Source organism: Enterococcus sp. AZ077 (assembly GCF_051714965.1).
Classification (GTDB): Bacteria; Bacillota; Bacilli; order Lactobacillales; family Enterococcaceae; genus Enterococcus_B; species Enterococcus_B hirae.
Genome location: NZ_JBIOSX010000001.1, coordinates 1949239 through 1970068, shown reverse-complemented (window position 1 = coordinate 1970068; position 20830 = coordinate 1949239). Strand labels below are relative to the sequence as shown.

Sequence of the window (20830 nt, the reverse complement as noted above, 5' to 3'; positions counted from 1 at the left end):
TATGGTGTATTATTTTATTAACAAAGATTTGATGGGAGAAAAAAATGCATAAAAAAATTTTACAAAAAGCTTTAGTTGCATTGACTTACAGCAAATTGAAAATGCAAATTCAGATATTAGAAGATACCAGAAAAGGTGAGAAAAACTCTACTTCTGATTATCAAGAAACCAAAGATAAATATGATGATAGAATTTCTCAAAGATCTATATCGCTCGCTTTAAAAGGAGATCAGAATCCTAATTGGCTGAATGATATTTTTAGAGAAAACAAAGATATTGGACTCAGCAACTATATAAGCATACTTGCCTATATTAAAGAGAAGTATAGAGATTTTTTGTTAGAGAAACAATTTGTTTTAACTGACTTTCTTACTGAAGATCTTCTTGAAATGGGGGACTTGCTAGATCAATACATTGTTGAGTCAACTGAGCCGGATTTTGATCTGGAAGAGTTCTTCCAAGCTTATTCTGATTCTGAATTTTTACTGGATGAACTTACTGAAATTTTAGGGGAGTTTGCTATGAATGGTAATTTAACAGAGGAAGAGACGGAATCTGTGGACTTGTTGCTAAGCGCCATTACAGTTGATTATTCAGAAAGAGAACAACTAGACGACAATATTGAAGGAGATGGAAAAGATGAAATATAGAACAACTTGGTTTGTTACCCGGCCACAACGAGATCCAAACTTTTTTCCCAATGCCTTAGAAGCTTTAAAAACTGCAACCAATAATTTTACGGAAAAATGGAACTCCAATCGACCTATCCAAAAAGAGTATGAAGTAGTGCTAGCTGATAAGAAATTGAAAAGAGCGAACATTTCTAATGATGGATCAGGCGGTAGGACTTGGGTAGCAATGCTAAGAACATACAGTTTGGTTTATTTAGCAGATGACGGACGCCTAGTACCGACAAAAGTTGGTGTAGCTCTTTTAGAAGGAAAGAAAAAATTCGATAATTTGTGTAAACAGCTTCTGACATTACAAATTCCTAATTCTTATTTTGAATCTACAGGATTTAGGCCAAAGTTTGCACCCGACTTTAAAATTCGACCAATAAGATTTTTGATCAGAATCGTTTGTCAAGAACCTTTGGACTATTATGTTACCAGAGAAGAAATTACATTTTTTGTAATGACTGCAAGAACAGATAAGCAAATCAATGAAACTGTTGCTAAAATCGTTCAGTTTCGAAATGCAAGTGAAGAAGAAAAAGCAGAAATGAAAAGAGAGATTGCAGAACTTGATTACAGAAAAAGGTCGGATAGTGGCGCCAGAGATTTTGAAACGGCAAATGGTGATGTTGCCCATACGTTTATGTTACAGGCTGGTTATACCGAATTAGTGGAATACAATGAAGGACGCTTATTTATCGATAAAGAAACTGATCAGCTAGGCTCTACACTTGAAGAATTAGATCGATATGATCAACGATATCCGTTTGATGATCGATATAAAATTTCGGAGTCCAGGTTTGGTGAACGTGCAGGTTTAGATGTAGACAGCTATAAGTCTAGAGCTTTAACAAACGAAAAAGTTGCTAGTAATCAAAGTAAGGAAGAGAAGCTGGTTCAAGAAATTTTGATGCAGTACCCAAATCTTCCTGGTAAAAGTTTAAATGAAGTTATTGATATTATTTCAAATGACTTCCCTCCAAAAAAAGCACAAAAAATTGCTGTAAAAATCGTAGAGCAAAAAAGTGAAATGCCCAATATAGATGGAGGATTTATTACCTCATATCTTAATCAACAAAATGACTTGGAATTTGAAGTTCAATCTGCGGAAATTTTAAAATCTATAGGGTTCAAAACAGTTCTTCATCCTAAACCGGTTATTGAAGACGAAAGAACTAATATTGATATATTGATTCATATTGATGAATCAACTGTAGCAATAATTGACGCTAAAAATTATAAACAAAAGTTTCTTCTCTCAGCTAATTTAGCTAATCATATGGCTGCTGAGTACATCCCCGAGTATCAGGGTTATGAGGGAAAAAGAGTGAAATATTTTGGTTATATTACTGCTTCAAAAATCGGCGGAGTTTCAAATATGAAAAAGATAGTCAATAAAGTTAAGGACTTATATGATGAAGAAGTAAGCGGATTAATGATTTCAGCCTCAGCTTTATTAGGATTTTTAGATTACTGCTTAGAAAATGGTATTGAAGCGGTAGAAAGAAAAAGAATGTTTTTAGAGTTGTTGAATGATAACCAAGCCTACGAGTATTACGGAGAAGTTGCAAAAAGGCTCAATATTGACTAAATACAAACTTAGCTGGAGTGAAGATAATTTATGTTAATTTGTGATGATTTATTTGATGAAGTACTTATGGATCCTGCCCGAAGAGGTCTTACTGATTAAAAAATAATCAGCGGCTATGCGAGTTCTTCTATGGTTAACCAGCATATAGCCTTTCTTCAGGGAGAAGGCATCTATATCAGATCACTTGAACTGATTGTTGGCATGGTATTAAGAGATGGTATCAGTATTGCTGATTATAAAGGTTTTTTATATAATGATCGGCGATTCGAATGTTTTTTCGGCTATTACTCTCTTAATAATATCCCAATACACTCTAAACTGTATATATGGAGTGATGAATTCGGTAATTCAGAAGCTTATATTGGTTCAGCAAATTACACACAAAATGCCTTTTTAAGACGAAGTAATGATGAGATTTTAAGTCCCTGCGACCCTAGGACAGCGATGTTATACTATGAAAGTATTTCAAATCATGTTATAGATTGTTGTAACCCTGATGTCCAAAATTTATTTGCAATCACAGAAACTAGACGCATGATAGAGGACGCAAGGAGAGTGCAGAGGTCAAGTAGAATAGTAGATAATAATGGGATCGGAACTACCATTACGCTTCCTCTTCTTACGCGAAATGGTGAGATACATCCTAGATCAGGTTTAAATTGGGGGCAAAGACCAGGGAGAGAATCTAATCAAGCTTATATCCCAATTCCTATGACTTATCAATTGAACAACTTTTTTCCAAATGTGGGTGAAGTTTTTAATGTTATTACAGATGACGATATTTTATTAGTTTGCTGCCGTGCCCAAGGAGATCATGGTAAGGCTATACAAACTACGCAGAATAATTCAGAAATGGGAATCTACTTCAGAGATCGGATCGGAGTTCCAAGAGGGGATTTTGTTACGAAAGAAGATTTGCTGAATTATGGAAGAATAGATGTAGATATAACTAAACTTGATGAATCAACCTTTTATATGAACTTTGGTTGGAACTAATTAATTTTCTTAAAGACATAACATATTGTTATATTTGAAATATTATTTTTGATCCTCCTCAATTGACTTTTTTGGCATATGCTAAACTGTACTTCGAGGCATCTGCTAAAACGTATGTTCGAAACCAGGAGGGTTACTATGATTTTTAAAACTGGAGAATTATTTGCTGGACCTAAAGGCGGAGCTTACGTTGCCGTTACTTCAAAATATATAGATCAACATAATGAAGAATGGGGATTTACTCATGCTTGGGCAAATGAATACGATTCAGACACAGTTGAAACGTACAAAATTAATATTTTGAAAGATCCTGATGCAACTTCTGTTTATTGCCAAGATGTGCGAACATTTGATTTACATGATCATGAATTGTTAGGAGACATCGATCTTCAGACATTTCCTGATCATTTTCATTTTCAAGGTAGTAGAGAAAGCGTAAGAAGACAAATAGGGATGGCAATCCCACCGGAAGGTCTTCGTCATATATTGATGGCAATCCACAAAACTTTCGCAGGTGAAGAGTATGATCATATTCAAGCCACTCCTAAATTGCAACCGCAAATTTTATTCCAAGAAGATGGCGATACTGCAGCTTCACTAGTTAAATCTTAAAATAGACAATCAGAATATCCCGTACAATCGAGTCTTAATTCTCATTGTACGGGATATTTTTTTAGTGTACCATTATATTAAGAATGGAGAGATATTATGTCTGAGACAAAAGAATACCGATCAAAAATGATGTCCAAAATACGTTCAACGGGTGGGAAAGCAGAGACTTTATTAGCAAAAAGAATTTGGCACGAAGGATATAGATATTTTCGTAATTATAAAAAATTACCAGGAAAGCCGGATATAGCTATTACAAAGTATAAAATTGCAATTTTCGTCGATGGAGAGTTTTGGCATGGTTATGATTGGGAAAATCAAAAATTAAAGCGGATACACACCAATAGGGAGTATTGGATTCCTAAAATCGAAAAAAATATGGCTAAAGACAGGCAAGTAAATGAAGAACTTAGAAATATGGGATGGATAGTAATTCGTTTTTGGGAAAAGCATGAAGTTTTAAAAAATATTGATGAATGTGTATTGGAAGTAAAAGAAGCCATAGCTTTAAAAAAATAGTTTGAAAATGAGGTATGGATTGATGAAAATAGCGATTACAGAAGCTCAACTAGCAAAGCGCAAGGAATTCTCGGAAGAATGCGCTAAGCAACACCAACAAAAAGAATTTGGGCAGTCGGATACATCAAAGAGATGTGTAAAAGAAATTGCTAGAGATAATTTAATAGGGAAAATTGCAGAAGTCGCATTAGCTAATTTTTTAAATTCGAAACACAACATTTCAATAGACTTGAAATTTAATTATTATCCTAGAAACATTTGGGACGACGATGATGCGTCAATAAATGGTTGGAAAATTGACATAAAAGGAACGAGACAAGGCGGGAAGTGGATGCTTGTTGAATGGAATAAACTATCATTTCGTAAAAAAGTAGCAAAATTGCCGCATCTGTTCGTCATGCTTTCTGTGGGGTGGGATAGGAAAGCTGATGAACCAACAGGTGTTGCTGATCTACAAGGCTATTTCCCCACTAGAAGGCTTACTTTTTTAGATGAAGATGCGTCCGTATTAAAAAAAGGTTCTTATTTGCCTAATACTCAATGCAGATTACAGGCAGATAATTTTGGGATATTATTCGAAAATTTATGCAAAAACTGGGATGAGTTAATGATCGCTATAAAAGAAAAACAACCTTATAGTCTAGACACCTATCAAACTCCTTCGTCCTATACCTAAGCAAATCTATTTTTAAAGTGTTAATTCTTGAATGAAAAAAGTCCAAGCTGAGATAATGCCTGGACTTTTTTAGTAAGTTTTATTAGTAATAAAGCAAGACTGCTTCCAAAGATTCTATTTCGATCCCACTTTCAATTAAAGCATCAATATGTTTTTCATATATTTGCGTCAGCAAGGGCAATTTGTCTTCTTTTTTTCCATAATGAATTAATCGATGACATGACGGACACAAGCAGCTCAGGTTTTCAATGCAATCTAGTTTGTTCTGATAATATTTTTGTGCACTCAGAGGAATAATATGATGAGTTTCTATATAGTTTCTGTTTGTTTTACTTGATATAAAAGTTTCATGAAGTGGACTTATTTCACATTGATATTTGTGTGATGCTAAGCATTCCTTTTTTAGTCTAGCCGATCTCTTTATGCGTTCTTTTTCTGACAAGGTTATAGTATCCTCAGCAGAAAAGGCAGTGTTTGAATAATTCAGTTCAACATTGCTGGATTCGCTTATGTCATCCATCTCAATAAATGGCATGATCTCTGAATTGACCTTCCATATTATATTAATCGGGTCTTTACCACTTACCTTTATAGGGACTGCTAATCCCTTATATGTAAACGGGGCTCCTTTTAGCTTACTTTTATTTGAGTTAGACTTTCTAACGAATAAATGATTTTTAAGGTTAGGATCAAGTAATTTTTTTATAAGCTTATGGTTGATGTTAGATTTCTTTCTACCATTCCAAAAGAAGGTTTCTTCGTCTATCCAGGTATCTCCGTGATCAAAGCCAGTATATGATTCACCACCATATGTAGATAAAATAAACATCTCATTATTATGCTCTACATATCCACCATCCCATTTTCCTAATGTACCAGGATCATTTTCTATGTTCCGTATTTCTGTTCTAGTATAAGTTTTTCCAACCACATATTTACCCATTTTCATACCTCCATTTAAAAATTATACTCGAAAAATCAAGTAGATACGAATAATATATTTTCAGGCCATATATTTTATTATCACACACTATATTAATTAAATATATATAATGTAGTATATATACGTTTTATCTATTGAAATATATTCTGTTTAGTGATAAAAATATAGTATAAATACTCATGTTTTTTTGATTTTTTAAGGAGGGTTTGTATGGAAAATAAAAAAGATAAATTTGTTCGTTTAGGTGAAAGCAGAGTTAACGACGCAATAAAAAAGATCAGGTTAATTGGAAATCTATCTAACAAAAATAATTATGAATATACCAGTGAGCAGGTAAATGAAATAATAACAGCTTTAAAATCTGAAATAGAAGATGTTCAAAAAAAGTTTACAGCTCAGCAAAATAAAAAAGATGACAAATTTCAATTTAGAAAGTGAAGTGAAAATCTATGACATTAGCAGAAAATTTTTATTTTCCAAGTAATAATGGAGGTGAAGTAAAAGGTATCAGCGATTCCGGTATTGAAACATTCAGCGGAAATTCTATCAAAGGATTAGCAAGAGAGATATTACAAAATTCTTTAGATGCAAATAAAAACTCATCTGAACCAGCTTACGTTGAATTTGAATTATTTCAATTGCCTTTTAGATCACTTCCAGGGAGTGTTTCATTAGAAGATGCTTTTAAAAAAGCACGTGAGTTTTGGGAACGTCAGACAAGTAAGAAAGCAAAAAAATTTTTTGATCAGACTTTGGATCAGATTAATGAACCTGTCAACATGCTTCGAATAAGTGACTTCCATACTACTGGACTGACAGGATCAAAGGGAGACTATAATACGCCATGGGTTAATTTAACTAAATCAGCAGGTGTATCAGACAAAGAAAATGGTACCATGGGATCATTTGGAATTGGTAAATTTGCAACTTTTGCTGCCTCTTCTTTACGTACTGTTTTCTATAATACAGTTGCAGAAGATGGGGAATCAGCATTTCAAGGGATTTCTCGTCTTACATCTTTTAATAATGATGCTGGGGATATCACCCAAGGTATTGGTTATTTGGGTTCCCACCGCTCTGATCCTGAATACACTAATATTTCTTTAGATCCTAATTATAAGCGTGGTGAGTTAGACTATGGAACTGACATTTATATAGCAGGCTTTAAAAATGTGGGTAATGATTGGCAAGAAGAAATTATTGCTTCCGTTTTAGATGGTTTTTTATATGCAATCTTTATAGGAAATTTAGAAGTAAAAGTCGGATCTATCACTATAAATAAGTATACATTGCCTGATGTAATTGAAAACTACAAAGACTATTTTTCAGAAAATGCTCACTATTACTATAATGTTTTGACAAATCCAGCCACACATTATAAAGAAGAAAATTATAACAACGATGGTCTTATAAAATTGTGGATATTATTGGAAGATGATTTAAGTAATAAAACAGCTATATATAGAGGCGCAGGAATGAAAATCAAAGAAATCCCTTTTCAAAACAGCCTGCTTTCTGGAGCAGCTGTTATGGTAATTGAAGGAAAAGAGATTCAAAATAAATTAATTCCTTTAGAAAACCCAACACATACTAACTGGGAAGTAAAAAGGGCAGAAGAGAACAGACCATTCTTAAAAAATTATATCAGAGGAATATATGATTTTGTAAAACAAGAATTATTAGTACTCTCAGACTATGAAAGTTTAGATGAAGTGGATTCTGATGTAGGAGAATATTTGCCTCTTATTTCAGAAGATGATAAAAACAAAGCACTTGAAGAATCCATTACTAACGAGTCAAAAAGTATTGTACAAAAAGAAGTAAAAAGAATAAAAACGAAATCAGGAGTTCCTGATGGAGAATATCTGCAAGAGGAAGTGGACGATAATGGAGAAGTTACTGTTCCCGGGAATTCTGGACACAAAAAATCAAAAAAAACAATTATAGATAAAACTAAAACCCAAAAAGACACGCCGGGAGAAGGTTACGGTAATGCAGATGAAAAACGTAATTATAAGCATATTGGAATATCACAAATTAGAGTTTTAGCTCAAGATAAAAACGCTGGTAGATATACAGTTGTTTTCAAACCGGAAAAAGATTGTGAAGATAGCAAAATCAGAATACGGTTAATTGGTGAAACTGGCAATGAAATTGCAACTTTGCTAGATGTTAAAGCAATACCTAATACTCCAATTAATATTATTAACAACGTTATAACAGGTTTGAACTTGAAAAAAGATGCGTTAACAAGACTTATTGTTACTATTGATTTTGATGATTATGTCGCAATGGAGGTGGATGTATATGGAATTTAGAACAAAAACTTTTCCTTATCCATTACTTGAAAAAGACTCTACTGATTATAAATCCTCATTTCTAAATATCTCTATGGAATATGGGCGTTATGGTTCTGATATAGAAATGGTATTTGAAGCGAAACTAGAAAACGAGGAATTAATAGAATTATTTCAAAATAATTCTATTGCAATTACAGTCCACATTGAGTGTCCTGCAACTTCTTACAGAAAGGTTTTCCCCTTAGATAAGGAAATGACAGCAACAATAAAAATTCCAGAAGAAATACTGAATGGAAAGGTAGAAATTTCAAGTTTCATTGTTGCTATAACCGAAATTAAAAATTACAGCAGCAAAGATTTTGAAGATTTTCTCAAAGGCTATACTTTTGACTTTGAGATCGGTGCTATTTTAGGAGTAGGTAACCAATTTTCATTGCTTATCAACAAAGAAACAGAGGAATTGATAAATGTTGTTTCTATTTTTAAAATTATGCGAAATCCAAATATTGAAACAATAGATTATGACGCATCACAGCATCGTATTTCAATTTATCTTCCCGAAAAAGAATTTGGAATCTATAACTTATTAAGAAATCAGGTATCTTTACAACCTATCTTATCTGCAATGATTATCGTTCCTGTTTTAACAGAAATGTTGACTGAAATTAAAAGCCTGGGAGCTGACGAATATCAAGACCTTTTATGGTTTAATTCGCTCGAAAAACAACTTAATGAAAAATTTAATTTATCAATGATTGACGGAATATGGTCCCGATATACTGAAAAAAGTATGTTTTTCTTAGCTCAAGAATTGATAAATTATCCAGTATCTAAAGGACTTGGGACTTTAGTGGCTGGATACTCTAGTGAGAATATTATTGAAGACGGAGAGGAGGCATAAATATGGAAAAAATAAAAATTGTCCCAAGCGATGAGCTTGCCGTTTTGAAAAATAATATTGAATTATATAGAGAAGCTTTTTTAAAGCCCGATAATCAACACTTAATCGACCTATTTGGAAAAGATCCTTTCATAGATTCAAAATTTACTATTGAGAATTTTTCTTTAGATATGAGTGCAAAAGAACCTTTTGCAACAGAATTTGTCAATGTAAAAACTACTTATGAAAATTTGAAATTTTTGACAAGATCCCAAGCAAGTGATGAACGATTATGGGCTGGTTTATGTTTATCGAACTTTTGGAGCTATACAAAATATCGTTGGAAAATAGATAGTAATAACAGCACAAATAACATTTTAAATCATTTCTTTTTTAATTATTCTAGAAAAAGATCATTAACTAGAAATGCAATGGCTAGATTGTGGTGGATTGGCTCTTTGACGTATGACAAAAATAATCCTGATCCATATGCGTTGACTAAATTAGTGTGCAGAAATGCAAACTATATCCTCGATGCTTTAGAAAGAAATACATCTAATAATCCTGAAGTAGTTCAATCATTCTTGAAAGGTGCGCTAAGGGCTGAAAAAGAAGGTTATGCACTGACTAAACAGTCTTTTTCAAGACTAGCAATTTATATGAATCTGTTAGGGGGGACTTACCTTTTAGATGCGATACCTTCGGAAATGATTGAAGAAAAGATTTTTAATTATGCTATGAAAGTGGTGCATTAAAATGACCATTAGTGAATTATTATCAGATGATAAGTGGGAAAAAATCAGCTTTTTTTTACAATCAAGAGGAATAGAGCTTGTTGACCAGTTAGAAGAGAGCGTCATAGAAGAACTTTATTTTGTTCCAGGGGCAGACTACGAGTTTATTGAAGAACTAAAGCAAAAAATAGCATTCGTAAATGAAAAAAAACTCCAAAAAGGTACTTCAGAAAATGAAGTACAAGAGCTTAGCAAGGTCTCAGAAGAAAACGAAATCTCTAAGGAAACTGTAATTTTAGAGGATGTTATACCAGATTTTGATAATAAGATAGACAGCATTCAACTTCTTAAAGAGAATACAGGGCAACAAGCCACCCCTTGGTATTCTAAATATCCTTGGCAAATGTTATTAGGTAAGTCCTATAAGGTAAGAGGTGTCATAATTTCATTTCTCGAAACAAATAATATTTCGACTATAAAAAATATTGAAATGATTTTGCCTATCAGCAGAGCTGAGATAACTTCAGGTATTAGTGAAGAAAACCTCGATAGCTTCAATCGATATATGCAAAGTAAAATGAGTTTGCTGAAGCGTACAACTTCTTTTGAAGAAATAGATCAAGTCGTGGATGGGCTTAGTTGGCAAAATTTTTATTCTAAGATCGATTTGAATGAACTAGCCGGAAGTTTGCCGCGCTCCATACTTTCAGAATCAATGAAAGGGTTATTCGATCTATTTGAGATTTCAGTAAGTAAAAAAGTGGCCAAAAGACTCAGTAGCGAGACGTTATGGAATTTTTTGATCGATCGAACTGAATATGATTTCTCAGGGGTTAGACAGGCTGATCTGTATCAAACCTATGATGCTCTTTTTGAGAGTCTGAGAGAACAGTTTATTAAACCACAATCAAGAAGTGGTGCTAAGCAATATACGATTTCCCTATATGAACCAGTAAAATCTTTAGATTTAAAAGAAGCTTTAAATATCTTTCTTGATCATAATAAGGACTTAGTTACAGGTGTTTTTAATAAATATGGCGTAGAGTCAATGAATGATTTAGCAAGTATCGAACTAGATTTTACAGATTATAGTATTCTTCGACCGTTTCTTGCAGTACTTGAAGTAAACTATATCCAAGAGTTTATTGACCATATAGAAGAGTTACCTGCAAATCGAAAACAAATTTTAGAAGGTAGAGTTCTAGGAGACACATTACAAACTATTGCAATGGAGTTGGACTTAACGCGAGAACGTGTACGTCAAATTGAAGTAAGGATACTGTCAGAATTGTTGAAAGATATTGATCTTTTAGCTCAAATATTATCCCATTCGAGAGGATTTTTTTATTATTCGGATCTTGAAAAGTTATTTCAAGAGGACTTTCTTAGTATGGTATTTGTTTGGATACTAGATAAAAAATCAAGCCGGTATGAATACTTGAAATTTGCTGATTTAATTATTGATAAAAATGTCATCAGTGAGGATATTTCTCAAAAATTCCAGAATATAGTTGAAAAAGAGGCAGCAGAAATCGGCGATATAGCGAACTTGTACCATAATGTATCTACTAAATTAAATGATAACGGACTGTCTTTTATTACTCTTAATAACTTCTCTGTTTTTTTGAATAAGTGGCTTAATTTTAAGATAACTGATGGAATGTACGTTAAACCTGGAATACAAGATGTCGATCTTTTGGCCTATGTCATTGAAGAAGAGTTTAGCGACGGAATAAAACTAGACAGTCAGGAAGATAATCCGGATTTAATTGAATTTAGGAAACAAGTACAAAGAAGCTTCCCGCAAATCAAATTACCAGCTAATAATCGCGCTTTAACTGCTCGCATCACACGGAGTGAGCGGATAATACTCAGAGATCGCGGAGTATACATTGCGTCCTCGCAAATATATATTGATGACTCTCTTCGCGATGAAATAGTGGAATGGATAAATAATCAAGAAACGACTTTAACTTACAATGAGGTATATGAAAAATTTAAATCACGGCTATTTATGGAAAGTAACATTGATAATGGAAACTTTTTACATGGAATGCTTAAATACTATTATCCGGATAAATTCGTTTTTAGTCGCGATTATTTTACAAAAATAGATGGAGAAGTAATCACTACCGATGAAAGAATCATTTATTTACTAGAAAAAAATGGAGCGATGACTGAACAGGAGATCACGAAAGAAATTCCAGGTCTGAAAGAATATCAGATTTCAAGTATCGGAGATAGAAATATTAGGATTTTTAGAGCAGGAATAAAGAAACTTGATGTAGTTGATCACGTCAATTTTTGTGAAAATGATCTGGTGCAAGTTGAACAGTTTATACGACATCTGTTAGAAAAAAATAAAGGGTATATTTCCAGTAAATACTTATTTAGTGAACTATCTTCGTCAACTCTGAACAGGTTGATTATTAATAACCCTGAATTAGATGATGTTGGAATTTATCAGTTTTTATTGAAAAAATTAAATGATTCTTTCCTCTTCAGATATCCTCATATAATAGATAATCAAGGTGATATTCAAATAAAAAATCTAAATGCATCTTCTATATTAGAAAAGCTTTTTGTTAATAAGAGCGGGATTATTTCAAGAAGTGATTTGGAGCATTTCAAAAAGAAATTCCAATGGTCGGAATTGACAATTTATGCATTTTTAAACGAAAGTAAGCAAAATTTAATTCGTATTTCGCGAACAGAATATGCCACACTTGAAAAAAGCGGTGTAACTGATAAGACAGTACATGCTATTGATCATTTTTTTGATAAAATTGATGCTCCTTATTATCCAACGAGGGGTTTTTCTAACTTTGATTCATTGCCTGACGTGACATTTGATTGGAATCTTTTTTTATTGGAAGATATAATAAATAAATTTAGTGACCGCTATCGTTTAATTGATAGAGAGCATAACGGAATGCATTATGTTAGTTCAATTATTGTAAAAGATACAAGTGATTTAAAATCTTTTGAAGATATTGTTGTCTTTGAGCTTAACAAAACTGGGAGAAAGAGTTTTTCTTTAAGAGAAATGCGGGAATATTTATCAAATAGAGGTTTAATAGCCGATGTTGTTCCTCAGGAATTAGAAGATGGAGAAAAAATTAAATTTAACAGCAGAAGTGAAATGTTCGAATTAAAAGAATAGCTGATTTAAAAAAAAGGATAGATTTGAGAAAAAATTTCTCAAATCTATCCTTTTTTTATCTAGATTGTATCTGAAAATTCCAACGATAAATATTTTGTGCATTGTTCTCATCGTAATCATCGCCACAAATGCTTGAATATGGGACACATAAGTTACTCTTTATTACTCGGTTACGACAAAAAGTTCATAAAAATGCGTATCCTGCCAGTGTTTTCAGATGTACTCTAGAATAATTTGCTAGTAGTTTAATTTATTTGTGATTTTATTTATTTGAATAAGTATCTGTTAAAGAGTGTAACTAGCAGGTGTCTACTAACTTTAGTCACTATAAATATTTATTTGATATAATAAAATTAAGCATTATTAATTATATTGATCGGGGTGTAATCATCTATGAGTAAATATGTTCAACACTTCTCAACAAGGATTCCGTGGAAAGATAGTTTTTCTGGAAAAATTGACGATAATCCTAAGTACAACGTTGCTGCGCAAGTTATACCAAATATTGCTTCTGCTAGAGATCTAGAGTTTGAAGAAGCTAATAAGGGAAAAGATTATTATGAAGTTGGTACAGTTAAGATGCAAAATTGGATTACTGAAAATGCTGCGTTTATGTGTAAAAGAAAACTTTTTCTGTACTAGAGCTACTACGAGAAATTATAGAAGACAGTATACTTCGCTTATCTCGGAGTTTTATGAAGTGTTAACCAATAGTGGACTAATTGACTTCATAAGATTTAGTTGAGACTTTTGAAACACGTATGAATATACTAATGACGTCCTGTTATTGATTTTCATAATAAAAAAGTCTCAAAGAAATTTATAGAAAGTGAATTGGTTGGGCACTCACAGAATAAATCCTCAAAGAGTACTTCACTTTTTTAGTATCTGTAAATGCTGTTTGTTTTCTCCAAGACATCTTGATCGTTTTCAACCTTGCTATGAACTATATGATTATATAGACAAAGGATCCGTTCAAAATCTCTTGCTGTTGGATTTGTTTGGATAGAGACGATCGGTGGATCACAAATCTCTAAGGTCGATAGATTTGTAATGATCATATCATAATCTTGGCAAAAACCAGTAAAATCGGTGATCGTCTTCGAGTTTGGTATATCGATTATCAATCGGTTTTTCAAATGATATTGTAAGTCATCACGTAAGAATATGGTATGTTCATAGCTTGTATTCACAAACAAAGCAACTTTCACTATAGGTACATTGTTTTCCAACTGTAAAGATAAACTGTCCCAAGCCGTAACCAACATAAATAATAATTGATCAAGAACTGTTTCATCATAATAGATTGGTAATTCATTATCTATTATGGCTGAATGCAGCTTTTTTTTTATTCTCTGGGTAAAAGCATCGTAGTAGTTGTTTAGATTCACAAAGAATTCTTCATTTGGATTGTATAAAATTTTAGTTGGACCCCAGATATAGGTCGTTGCGTTATAGAGATATAGGAGCATTTTTTCCTTATTTTGAATAGTTAGGTTTTCTTGCTTTTCGATATTATTTAACGCTTCGGACAATGATGAATAAATCGAATTTACTGTCAAAGTGTTGGCTGCTTTTGTTAGCAGTTCGTGATTTGAAAAAAGTAATCTTGATTCAAAAAAATATGGAACAATCTATTGACTACAGTGTCTGAGCAATGGATTGTTCCATAATAAGATTTAATTCTGTAAGTTAGGAAGCCTGGTAAGTGCAAAGTACGAAGATAGAGCTCATTTTGATGGCTGTGTCCCTTGTGTAATCTTTTGATTCCAACGAACAACATCGTTCGAATTTTATTTAAATAGGAGAAAGTTTGCCTTTTAGGTATGTTCAAACAAGGATACTGATCAAATAAGACTGCAATCAATTCATCTAAAAGAGTAAGTTCTATGTCAGGTAATAAAGCATCCAGATATTCGTATTTCTCGAATAGGTAACAATAAAAAAACAGATGATTTTTTTCTCATCGCCTAAAATGTCCATATGATTTGGGTCAATATAGAATCCATACTCTTTCCATATCTTATTGATTCGGTAAATTCCTCTTCTCAAGGTAGATTCACTGATGAATAATTTACGAGACAAGTCAGAAAGAGAAGCATATTGATGTAAAAAAATGTGTTCCAAAATTAGAAAGGCAACAGATTGTTTATTAATAGACGAAAAAATATAAAACGCATTCTTGTTTTTTTGAAAAGTAAGCTTAAGCCAAACTTGATGCTGCTGTCGATTTTTACTGGCTCGATGTATTCGTTGATTTCTCTAATATCTTTACGAACTGTCACTTCTGTGCGAGGAAAGCAAGTCAATTTTTCAATTGAAACGACAAAAACGGTCAGTTCTGCAAGACGTGTGGTTATGACTCCATTAGTCATGGATAAGTTGCAACAATTGATCAACGTCCTAGATGAGATGCGCTCAACCGTCAGTTTTAAAGTGGAAGAATACTATCTATTCATTTACTTAGAGCCACGTAAAAGAGGTATTCCATTCAGACGTGAATTCGTGAATGATCATGTAAAACGTTGTATGCATCGTTGCAGAATCACTAAAGCATTTCATACCCATTTAGCGAGACATACGATGGCAAGTCTAGTTGCTCAACACTGTAGCTGGGATGTTTTAAAAGCTCGCTTAGGACACGCTGACAAATCGACTTCTGAGTTTTATCGTCACCTGACTTCCGAAGAAAAAATGACACCTTTAGATGCTTTTGATGATTTAGAGAATTAGTTTTGTCGTCAACTCTATCATAGATGGCTCTATATCAATATATCCAGAGCTTTTCACACTTATCAAAGAAATCCGTCGTTAATCTATCGTTACCAGATAGTAGGAGAACCCTTGATTTTCAAGGGTTTTTTTTTGTGTGTTTTGAAAGCTTTCTGCTATGCAGGTGGTTTTCGAAACACACAAAAAAATCGATAGCTGGAATACTGGCAAGTTGCCGATACAATTTAAATACTATAAAAGAATTTTTGAATGATGAGACTGGTTTTAGATTTATCCCAATAATAGCTGATAAAAGTATCTTAAGGTTATGAAAGTAATAGTACAAATGAAATATTGCTCTTTTATACCTGATTTAATCAAAAGATTAACGCATAACGATAGAGCAAGTAAGGCACAATTTATCAAACTTAATTTAAGATAGAACGTTCCTAAAAACACGTAATTAATAATGAGATTAATGATGACATAAAAAAGAAAAGCTTTTAGTAATTACTTAATCAGAAAAAATAGATAGTGGGGTTGATCCAATCGTATGGCAATAAAATTTTTCATTAACGATAGTTCATAGAAAAAATAAAAAATAAAATACATTTGTGAAAACGAGATTAGAATAGTAAATAAAAAATCGATTGGCAAATTCAAGTACATAGTATATTGGGTGAATACGGGGAATAGACCGATAGCAACTATTAGATAAAAAATGATATCAATAAACAGTTGGTTAGAATAGAAATATAAAAAATGTAGAGGCGATGTAGTGTGTAGTGAAGAAAAGCTCAGATTGACTGTTAGAAGTGGCTTGAGGTCTACGATAACTTACTAAAGAGAGGCTGTTCAGTAGCAATCGGTGCATCCTCTTTCCCGCGTAAATGAAAACAACGGAACGCCAATTTTTCCTTTGGATGCCCAAACATTACCAATTCTATTTTTTCACGAATTGCTAAAGCGAGGCTTGAATAATGAAGAGTGGGGAGTTCCATTTAGCTATACGAACAACTGCAAATTATTTTGAAAATAGAAGATTCAATGAGTAAACCAACGCACCAGTATGTCCTAGTACAGCCGGAAATCAAAAAGTCTAAAATAATTAGGAGCAGTGAGATTGAAGAGGGATCGGAATATTCAGATGGGAAATACCGAAAGAGTTTTTATAGGGTGAGTCATTTTCATTTTTAACAAAACAATTTACTCCGGTTTCAGTGAGGTAGTTTGGTAATGGAATAAGATAAATATTTTTTATTGTTATTTTAAAATAACGTTTTTAATAGGAAGGTGTATCTCGTTTATTATGTGTATCTTTATTCTTAATATTGCTAATGTAATTTTTGTTGTAATATTTTTTTATGATAACAGACTTTTTGTTTTTATTATAACAAATTTATCTTATTAAATATTTTCTATTTTTTTATTTTATAAATGAATATACTGAATATATTATGAGATGTGTACTTATGTTATATATGAAGGGGTAGGGAAGGAAAAGGGGACATAAGATGACATAAAATGGCTTTACACTCAGTTCAAAAGGAGGGAAGTGTCCAGTGAGGTTGTAGATTAAGGAGTATCATCTTATTTTGATCAGATCATAAAAGAGCAAGTATACATATCATGTGAAAAATCTGTATGGCATCATGAATTATTCTCTAATTCATTTATAGGAGGAATCGTTATGGCTATTGATCATAAACAAGTGACTCAATTGGAAAAATTAGCATTAAACATTCAACTAGATATTTTGATAAGTGTTAAACAAAGAGGAGAAGAATCAATGGATTGTTCTTTTTCTATGATCAAATTGTTAGCTGTTTTATACGGTAAACAGATGAAGATTGACCCGAAAAAACCAGATTGGGGAAATCGTGATCAATTAGTTTTAGCTAAAAGTCATGCGGTATTGGAATTATATAGTACTTTATCTAATCTAGGGTATTTTGATAAGAAGTGGCTATGGACGATGAGTCATCAAGGGGACAGACTCCCTAAAAAGTTAGATCGTTCAAAGACTCCTGGAATCGATGTGACAATCGGGGACTTAAATAACGGTGTTGCAATAGCTGCAGGTCTTGCGATGGGATTAAAAATAGCAAATAAGGAAAATGATGTTTATTTAGTGATGGATGAAGACGAATTAAAAGATGAACGTTGCTGGCAAGTATTTCAGTGTATTGCTCATTTTAAATTAGATCATTGCTTGGTAATTATTGATAGTGGTTATAGAAAACGAGAACAGTTAAGCAAAAGGTATGAGAAATCTTATCTATTGAAAAGAAAAGCAGAGAAGGCTGGGTTTTATACGTTGCTCGTTGATGGGACAAATATCAAAGCAATCAATGAGGCGATTGAAGAGTATAAAATGAGGACGACACAAGCCTTCTGTATTGTTTTAGAAAGTTATCCAGAGCGAGTGCTATCAGACTTAACAATGGACGATCATGAGGATTCAAGTAAAAAAATTCCTAAAACATTCCATCAAGAGATAGAAAAAACGATTTTGAAATTACAAGAAAAGCTTGAAAGGATGAGCTAAATGGTTCAGTTAAGTAACTCGTTATCTGTAAGGAAAGAACTTCGTACTTGCATAGTTGATACATTAAATGAATTAATGAAAAAAAACCACAATATCGTTGCGTTAGAAAATAAGTTTGAATCATTTAGTAATTGGGTTGATTTAAAAAATGAACACCCAAAGAGATATCTCAACATGCCTGTGGATGAAGAGAACATGGTAGGTATTGCAGCGGGGTTAAGTTTAGCTGGCTACCAACCTTTTATCCATCTTTTTGATTCTCATGCGATTCGAAAAATTTTTGATCAATTATTTATTTCCGAAGGATACGGTGGAAATACCATCAATATTTTTGGGGAATATTTCGCTTCTAATCGAAATGGAAAGGAACGCGTCAATGAACTAGGGGAAGATTTAGCGTTGATGACAATGATCCCAAATTCAATTATTTGTGAAGCAACAGATGAGGTGCAAATGGCATGGATCATCAAAGAATTTAGCCAATTGAGCGGTATTCACTATGTACGCGGAGAAAATAAAAGGATACCTAATATCTATAAAAAAGAAACGACTTTTCAATTAGGCAAAGGAAATATTGTATGGCATGGAACAGATATTTTAATTATTGTCGCTGGCAGATTAGTTTACGAAGCCCTCAATGTTGCTAAGCGGTTAAAGTCCTGTCAAATTAGTTGCGAAGTCATTGATATGTTTACGATCAAACCAATCGATAAACAGTTGATCCTTAACGAGTTGAAAGGGAAAACACAAGTGGTCACTATCGAAAATTATGCAGTTATTGGTGGCTTGAGCAGTGCGGTGAACAGAGCTCTTACAGAAAATAAAGCAGCTGTTCCGTTGAGAAAGATAGAGATTGTGAAGCTTAGGCAACAAACGGATGTGCCAATCCAGACAGAAGGTTTTGACTTAGTGGTTCAGTTGATTGTTGAAACAATATTAGCGAATGAGCTAGATCGATAACGGAAAAATTGAGCTGGATCATGATAAAGGATAAAATTTCTTGAAAAAAATTAGTGTATCAAAGAAAGCATATGAAATATTGATTCTAATCGAAATACATAAAGAGCCTTGATTGATCAAGGGAATGAAGAAAACGAAAAAGGCAGCGTTTGGATTGGCCCGATGAAAGGGCCATTTGGGCGCTGTCTTCCTTTAATTTTTCGTTTCTTTAACTACTTAAAAGAGTTTTAATCAATTAATAATTGAACATGTTTGCCAAAAGTTTCTTTTTGACTATCGGATATAGCAGAATCGGTAATCAAATAGTCGACTTCTTGGAGTGGATAAAAGCCATAGAAATCTTTTTTATCAAGTTTATGATGATCTGCTACGATATATCGTGTTTCAGCGCTGTTCAATGCGTAACGTTGAGTCAATCCTTCATCTTCATTTGAAGTGAAAACGGATGTTTTATCTAATCCATTTACCCCGATGAAACTTTTTTTTACATGGATATTTGCAATAAAATCATTGGCGATCGTCCCAACGAAAGCGCCGGTCTTATTTCGATAGGAGCCGCCGATCAGGATGATCTCAAATCGAGGATCACTTTTGAATTTGTTAAACACATGGATCGAATTGGTAATGATTTTAGCGTGGTTAATCGTCAAGAAATCATAAGCTAATTCAATCGTTGTTCCAGGTCCTAAAAAGACAGTATCGCCTTCGTGGATATGATTCGCAATGATTGTGGCAATTTCTATTTTTTCTGACAAATGAAGATCCTTTTTTTCCCGATGACTTAGTTCGATCACGGAAGTTTTAGGATTTAATAGTTTGGCACCACCATGAATGCGAATGATTAACCCCTTATCCTCCAATTCCTGCAAATCTCTACGAACAGTCATATCAGCTACTTTCAATTCTTGAACAATATCGGCCACTTTCACGATGCCGTTCTTCTCTAGTTGTGCTAATAAGTATTTTTGTCGTTCTTCTTTTAACATGATATAAACTCCCTGATATTTCGTGGTTCTTATTTTTTTGTTTGAAATAAACATAAAACATTCAAAGGAGGTTGTCAAATATTAAAGGTTTGTATAAGAAAATAGATTGACATGTTAAAAACATTCGGTTACTATTTGTTTGTAAAGGACAAAAACGAACACAAACAAACATAAACTGGAACAAATATAATGTTCTTGTAAGAGAATGGAGGAAGAAAAATGGATAAAGAAACAGTAGCAATGATTGGATTTGAAGTGGTAGCTTTTGCTGGTGAAGCAAGATCGAAATTGATCGAAGCGTTAGCTAAAGCAGAGAAGGGGGAATTTGAAGAAGCCAATGGATTAGTTGAAGAAGCCAATCAGAGTTTGGTTGAAGCGCACAATTCTCAAACTAAAATGTTAGCTGCTGAAGCGAGTGGTGAAACAATTGAAGTAGGGTTTATTATGGTTCACGCCCAAGATCATCTAATGACCACGTTGCTATTGAAAGATGTCATTCAACATCTCTTTAATATTTATAAAAAATCATAGAGGAGCCT

Annotated in this window: 19 protein-coding genes and 1 pseudogene; 16 read left to right on the top strand and 4 right to left on the bottom strand. The window is 33.0% G+C overall.

Going from position 1 to position 20830, the window contains the following annotated elements; all coding sequences use genetic code 11:
* Nucleotides 1-44 precede the first annotated feature (44 nt).
* The 6 genes from IGL28_RS09150 to IGL28_RS09125 all read left to right on the top strand — a co-directional run bounded on the left by IGL28_RS09150 (nt 45) and on the right by IGL28_RS09125 (nt 5065).
* Nucleotides 45-650, top strand: a complete 606-nt coding sequence (locus tag IGL28_RS09150) for a hypothetical protein (protein WP_081127982.1) — start codon at nt 45-47, stop codon at nt 648-650.
* A complete protein-coding gene (locus IGL28_RS09145; RefSeq protein WP_081127981.1) occupies nt 640-2265 on the top strand; it encodes an AlwI family type II restriction endonuclease in 1626 nt (541 codons plus the stop codon). The genes IGL28_RS09150 and IGL28_RS09145 overlap by 11 nt, the downstream gene beginning before the upstream one ends.
* Before the next feature lie 102 nt (nt 2266-2367).
* A complete protein-coding gene (locus tag IGL28_RS09140) occupies nt 2368-3261 on the top strand; it encodes a restriction endonuclease PLD domain-containing protein (RefSeq protein WP_332107349.1) in 894 nt (297 codons plus the stop codon).
* 138 nt (nt 3262-3399) lie between these two features.
* Complete coding sequence (locus IGL28_RS09135) at nt 3400-3873, top strand: DNA cytosine methyltransferase (protein ID WP_081127977.1); 474 nt, start codon at nt 3400-3402, stop codon at nt 3871-3873.
* A gap of 96 nt (nt 3874-3969) precedes the next feature.
* Nucleotides 3970-4389, top strand: coding sequence for a very short patch repair endonuclease (locus IGL28_RS09130; RefSeq protein ID WP_081204122.1), 420 nt, complete (start codon nt 3970-3972; stop codon nt 4387-4389).
* 22 nt (nt 4390-4411) lie between these two features.
* Nucleotides 4412-5065 (top strand): hypothetical protein, encoded by a 654-nt coding sequence (locus IGL28_RS09125; protein ID WP_081127973.1) that lies wholly within the window; start codon nt 4412-4414, stop codon nt 5063-5065.
* Between the two features lie 82 nt (nt 5066-5147).
* On the opposite strand, the gene IGL28_RS09120 is transcribed toward IGL28_RS09125, so the two are convergent.
* The gene (locus IGL28_RS09120; protein ID WP_232088590.1) at nt 5148-6008 is read right to left on the bottom strand and encodes a DUF3427 domain-containing protein; all 861 of its coding nucleotides are present in this window, start codon (nt 6006-6008) and stop codon (nt 5148-5150) included.
* 210 nt (nt 6009-6218) lie between these two features.
* On the opposite strand from IGL28_RS09120, the gene IGL28_RS09115 reads away from it, so the two are divergent.
* The 6 genes from IGL28_RS09115 (at nt 6219) to IGL28_RS09090 (ending at nt 13727) form a co-directional block, all read left to right on the top strand.
* A complete protein-coding gene (locus IGL28_RS09115) occupies nt 6219-6446 on the top strand; it encodes a hypothetical protein (RefSeq protein ID WP_081127969.1) in 228 nt (75 codons plus the stop codon).
* 11 nt (nt 6447-6457) lie between these two features.
* Entirely contained in the window at nt 6458-8326 is a 1869-nt protein-coding gene (locus IGL28_RS09110) for a hypothetical protein (RefSeq protein WP_081127967.1), read from the top strand.
* Complete coding sequence (locus tag IGL28_RS09105; protein ID WP_081127965.1) at nt 8316-9209, top strand: hypothetical protein; 894 nt, start codon at nt 8316-8318, stop codon at nt 9207-9209. Before IGL28_RS09110 ends, IGL28_RS09105 begins: the two co-directional genes overlap by 11 nt.
* 2 nt (nt 9210-9211) lie before the next feature.
* Nucleotides 9212-9943 (top strand): DUF6339 family protein, encoded by a 732-nt coding sequence (locus tag IGL28_RS09100; protein WP_081127963.1) that lies wholly within the window; start codon nt 9212-9214, stop codon nt 9941-9943.
* A gap of 1 nt (nt 9944) precedes the next feature.
* Nucleotides 9945-13085 (top strand): sigma factor-like helix-turn-helix DNA-binding protein, encoded by a 3141-nt coding sequence (locus tag IGL28_RS09095; RefSeq protein WP_081127961.1) that lies wholly within the window; start codon nt 9945-9947, stop codon nt 13083-13085.
* 393 nt (nt 13086-13478) lie between these two features.
* Nucleotides 13479-13727, top strand: coding sequence for a hypothetical protein (locus tag IGL28_RS09090; RefSeq protein WP_081127959.1), 249 nt, complete (start codon nt 13479-13481; stop codon nt 13725-13727).
* Between the two features lie 239 nt (nt 13728-13966).
* On the opposite strand, the gene IGL28_RS09085 is transcribed toward IGL28_RS09090, so the two are convergent.
* Entirely contained in the window at nt 13967-14647 is a 681-nt protein-coding gene (locus IGL28_RS09085) for a hypothetical protein (protein WP_081204120.1), read from the bottom strand.
* A gap of 325 nt (nt 14648-14972) precedes the next feature.
* Nucleotides 14973-15242, bottom strand: a complete 270-nt coding sequence (locus IGL28_RS09080) for a helix-turn-helix domain-containing protein (protein ID WP_368014347.1) — start codon at nt 15240-15242, stop codon at nt 14973-14975.
* Nucleotides 15243-15368: 126 nt separating this feature from the next.
* Here IGL28_RS09080 and IGL28_RS09075 point away from each other — a divergent pair.
* The 3 genes and pseudogenes from IGL28_RS09075 to IGL28_RS09065 form a co-directional block, all read left to right on the top strand.
* Nucleotides 15369-15818, top strand: a pseudogene (locus IGL28_RS09075) (tyrosine-type recombinase/integrase); the annotation flags it as partial.
* A gap of 1669 nt (nt 15819-17487) precedes the next feature.
* Nucleotides 17488-18345 carry a hypothetical protein gene (locus IGL28_RS09070; RefSeq protein ID WP_034700825.1) on the top strand — a complete coding sequence of 286 codons (858 nt, stop codon included), beginning with the start codon at nt 17488-17490 and terminating at the stop codon, nt 18343-18345.
* On the top strand, nt 18346-19305 hold the full coding sequence (locus tag IGL28_RS09065) for a transketolase family protein (protein WP_034700823.1): 960 nt from the start codon (nt 18346-18348) through the stop codon (nt 19303-19305).
* Between the two features lie 227 nt (nt 19306-19532).
* On the opposite strand, the gene IGL28_RS09060 is transcribed toward IGL28_RS09065, so the two are convergent.
* A complete protein-coding gene (locus IGL28_RS09060) occupies nt 19533-20291 on the bottom strand; it encodes a DeoR/GlpR family DNA-binding transcription regulator (protein ID WP_034700821.1) in 759 nt (252 codons plus the stop codon).
* A gap of 219 nt (nt 20292-20510) precedes the next feature.
* Here IGL28_RS09060 and IGL28_RS09055 point away from each other — a divergent pair, with 219 nt between their 5' ends.
* The gene (locus IGL28_RS09055; RefSeq protein WP_034700819.1) at nt 20511-20822 is read left to right on the top strand and encodes a PTS lactose/cellobiose transporter subunit IIA; all 312 of its coding nucleotides are present in this window, start codon (nt 20511-20513) and stop codon (nt 20820-20822) included.
* Nucleotides 20823-20830: the final 8 nt, after the last annotated feature.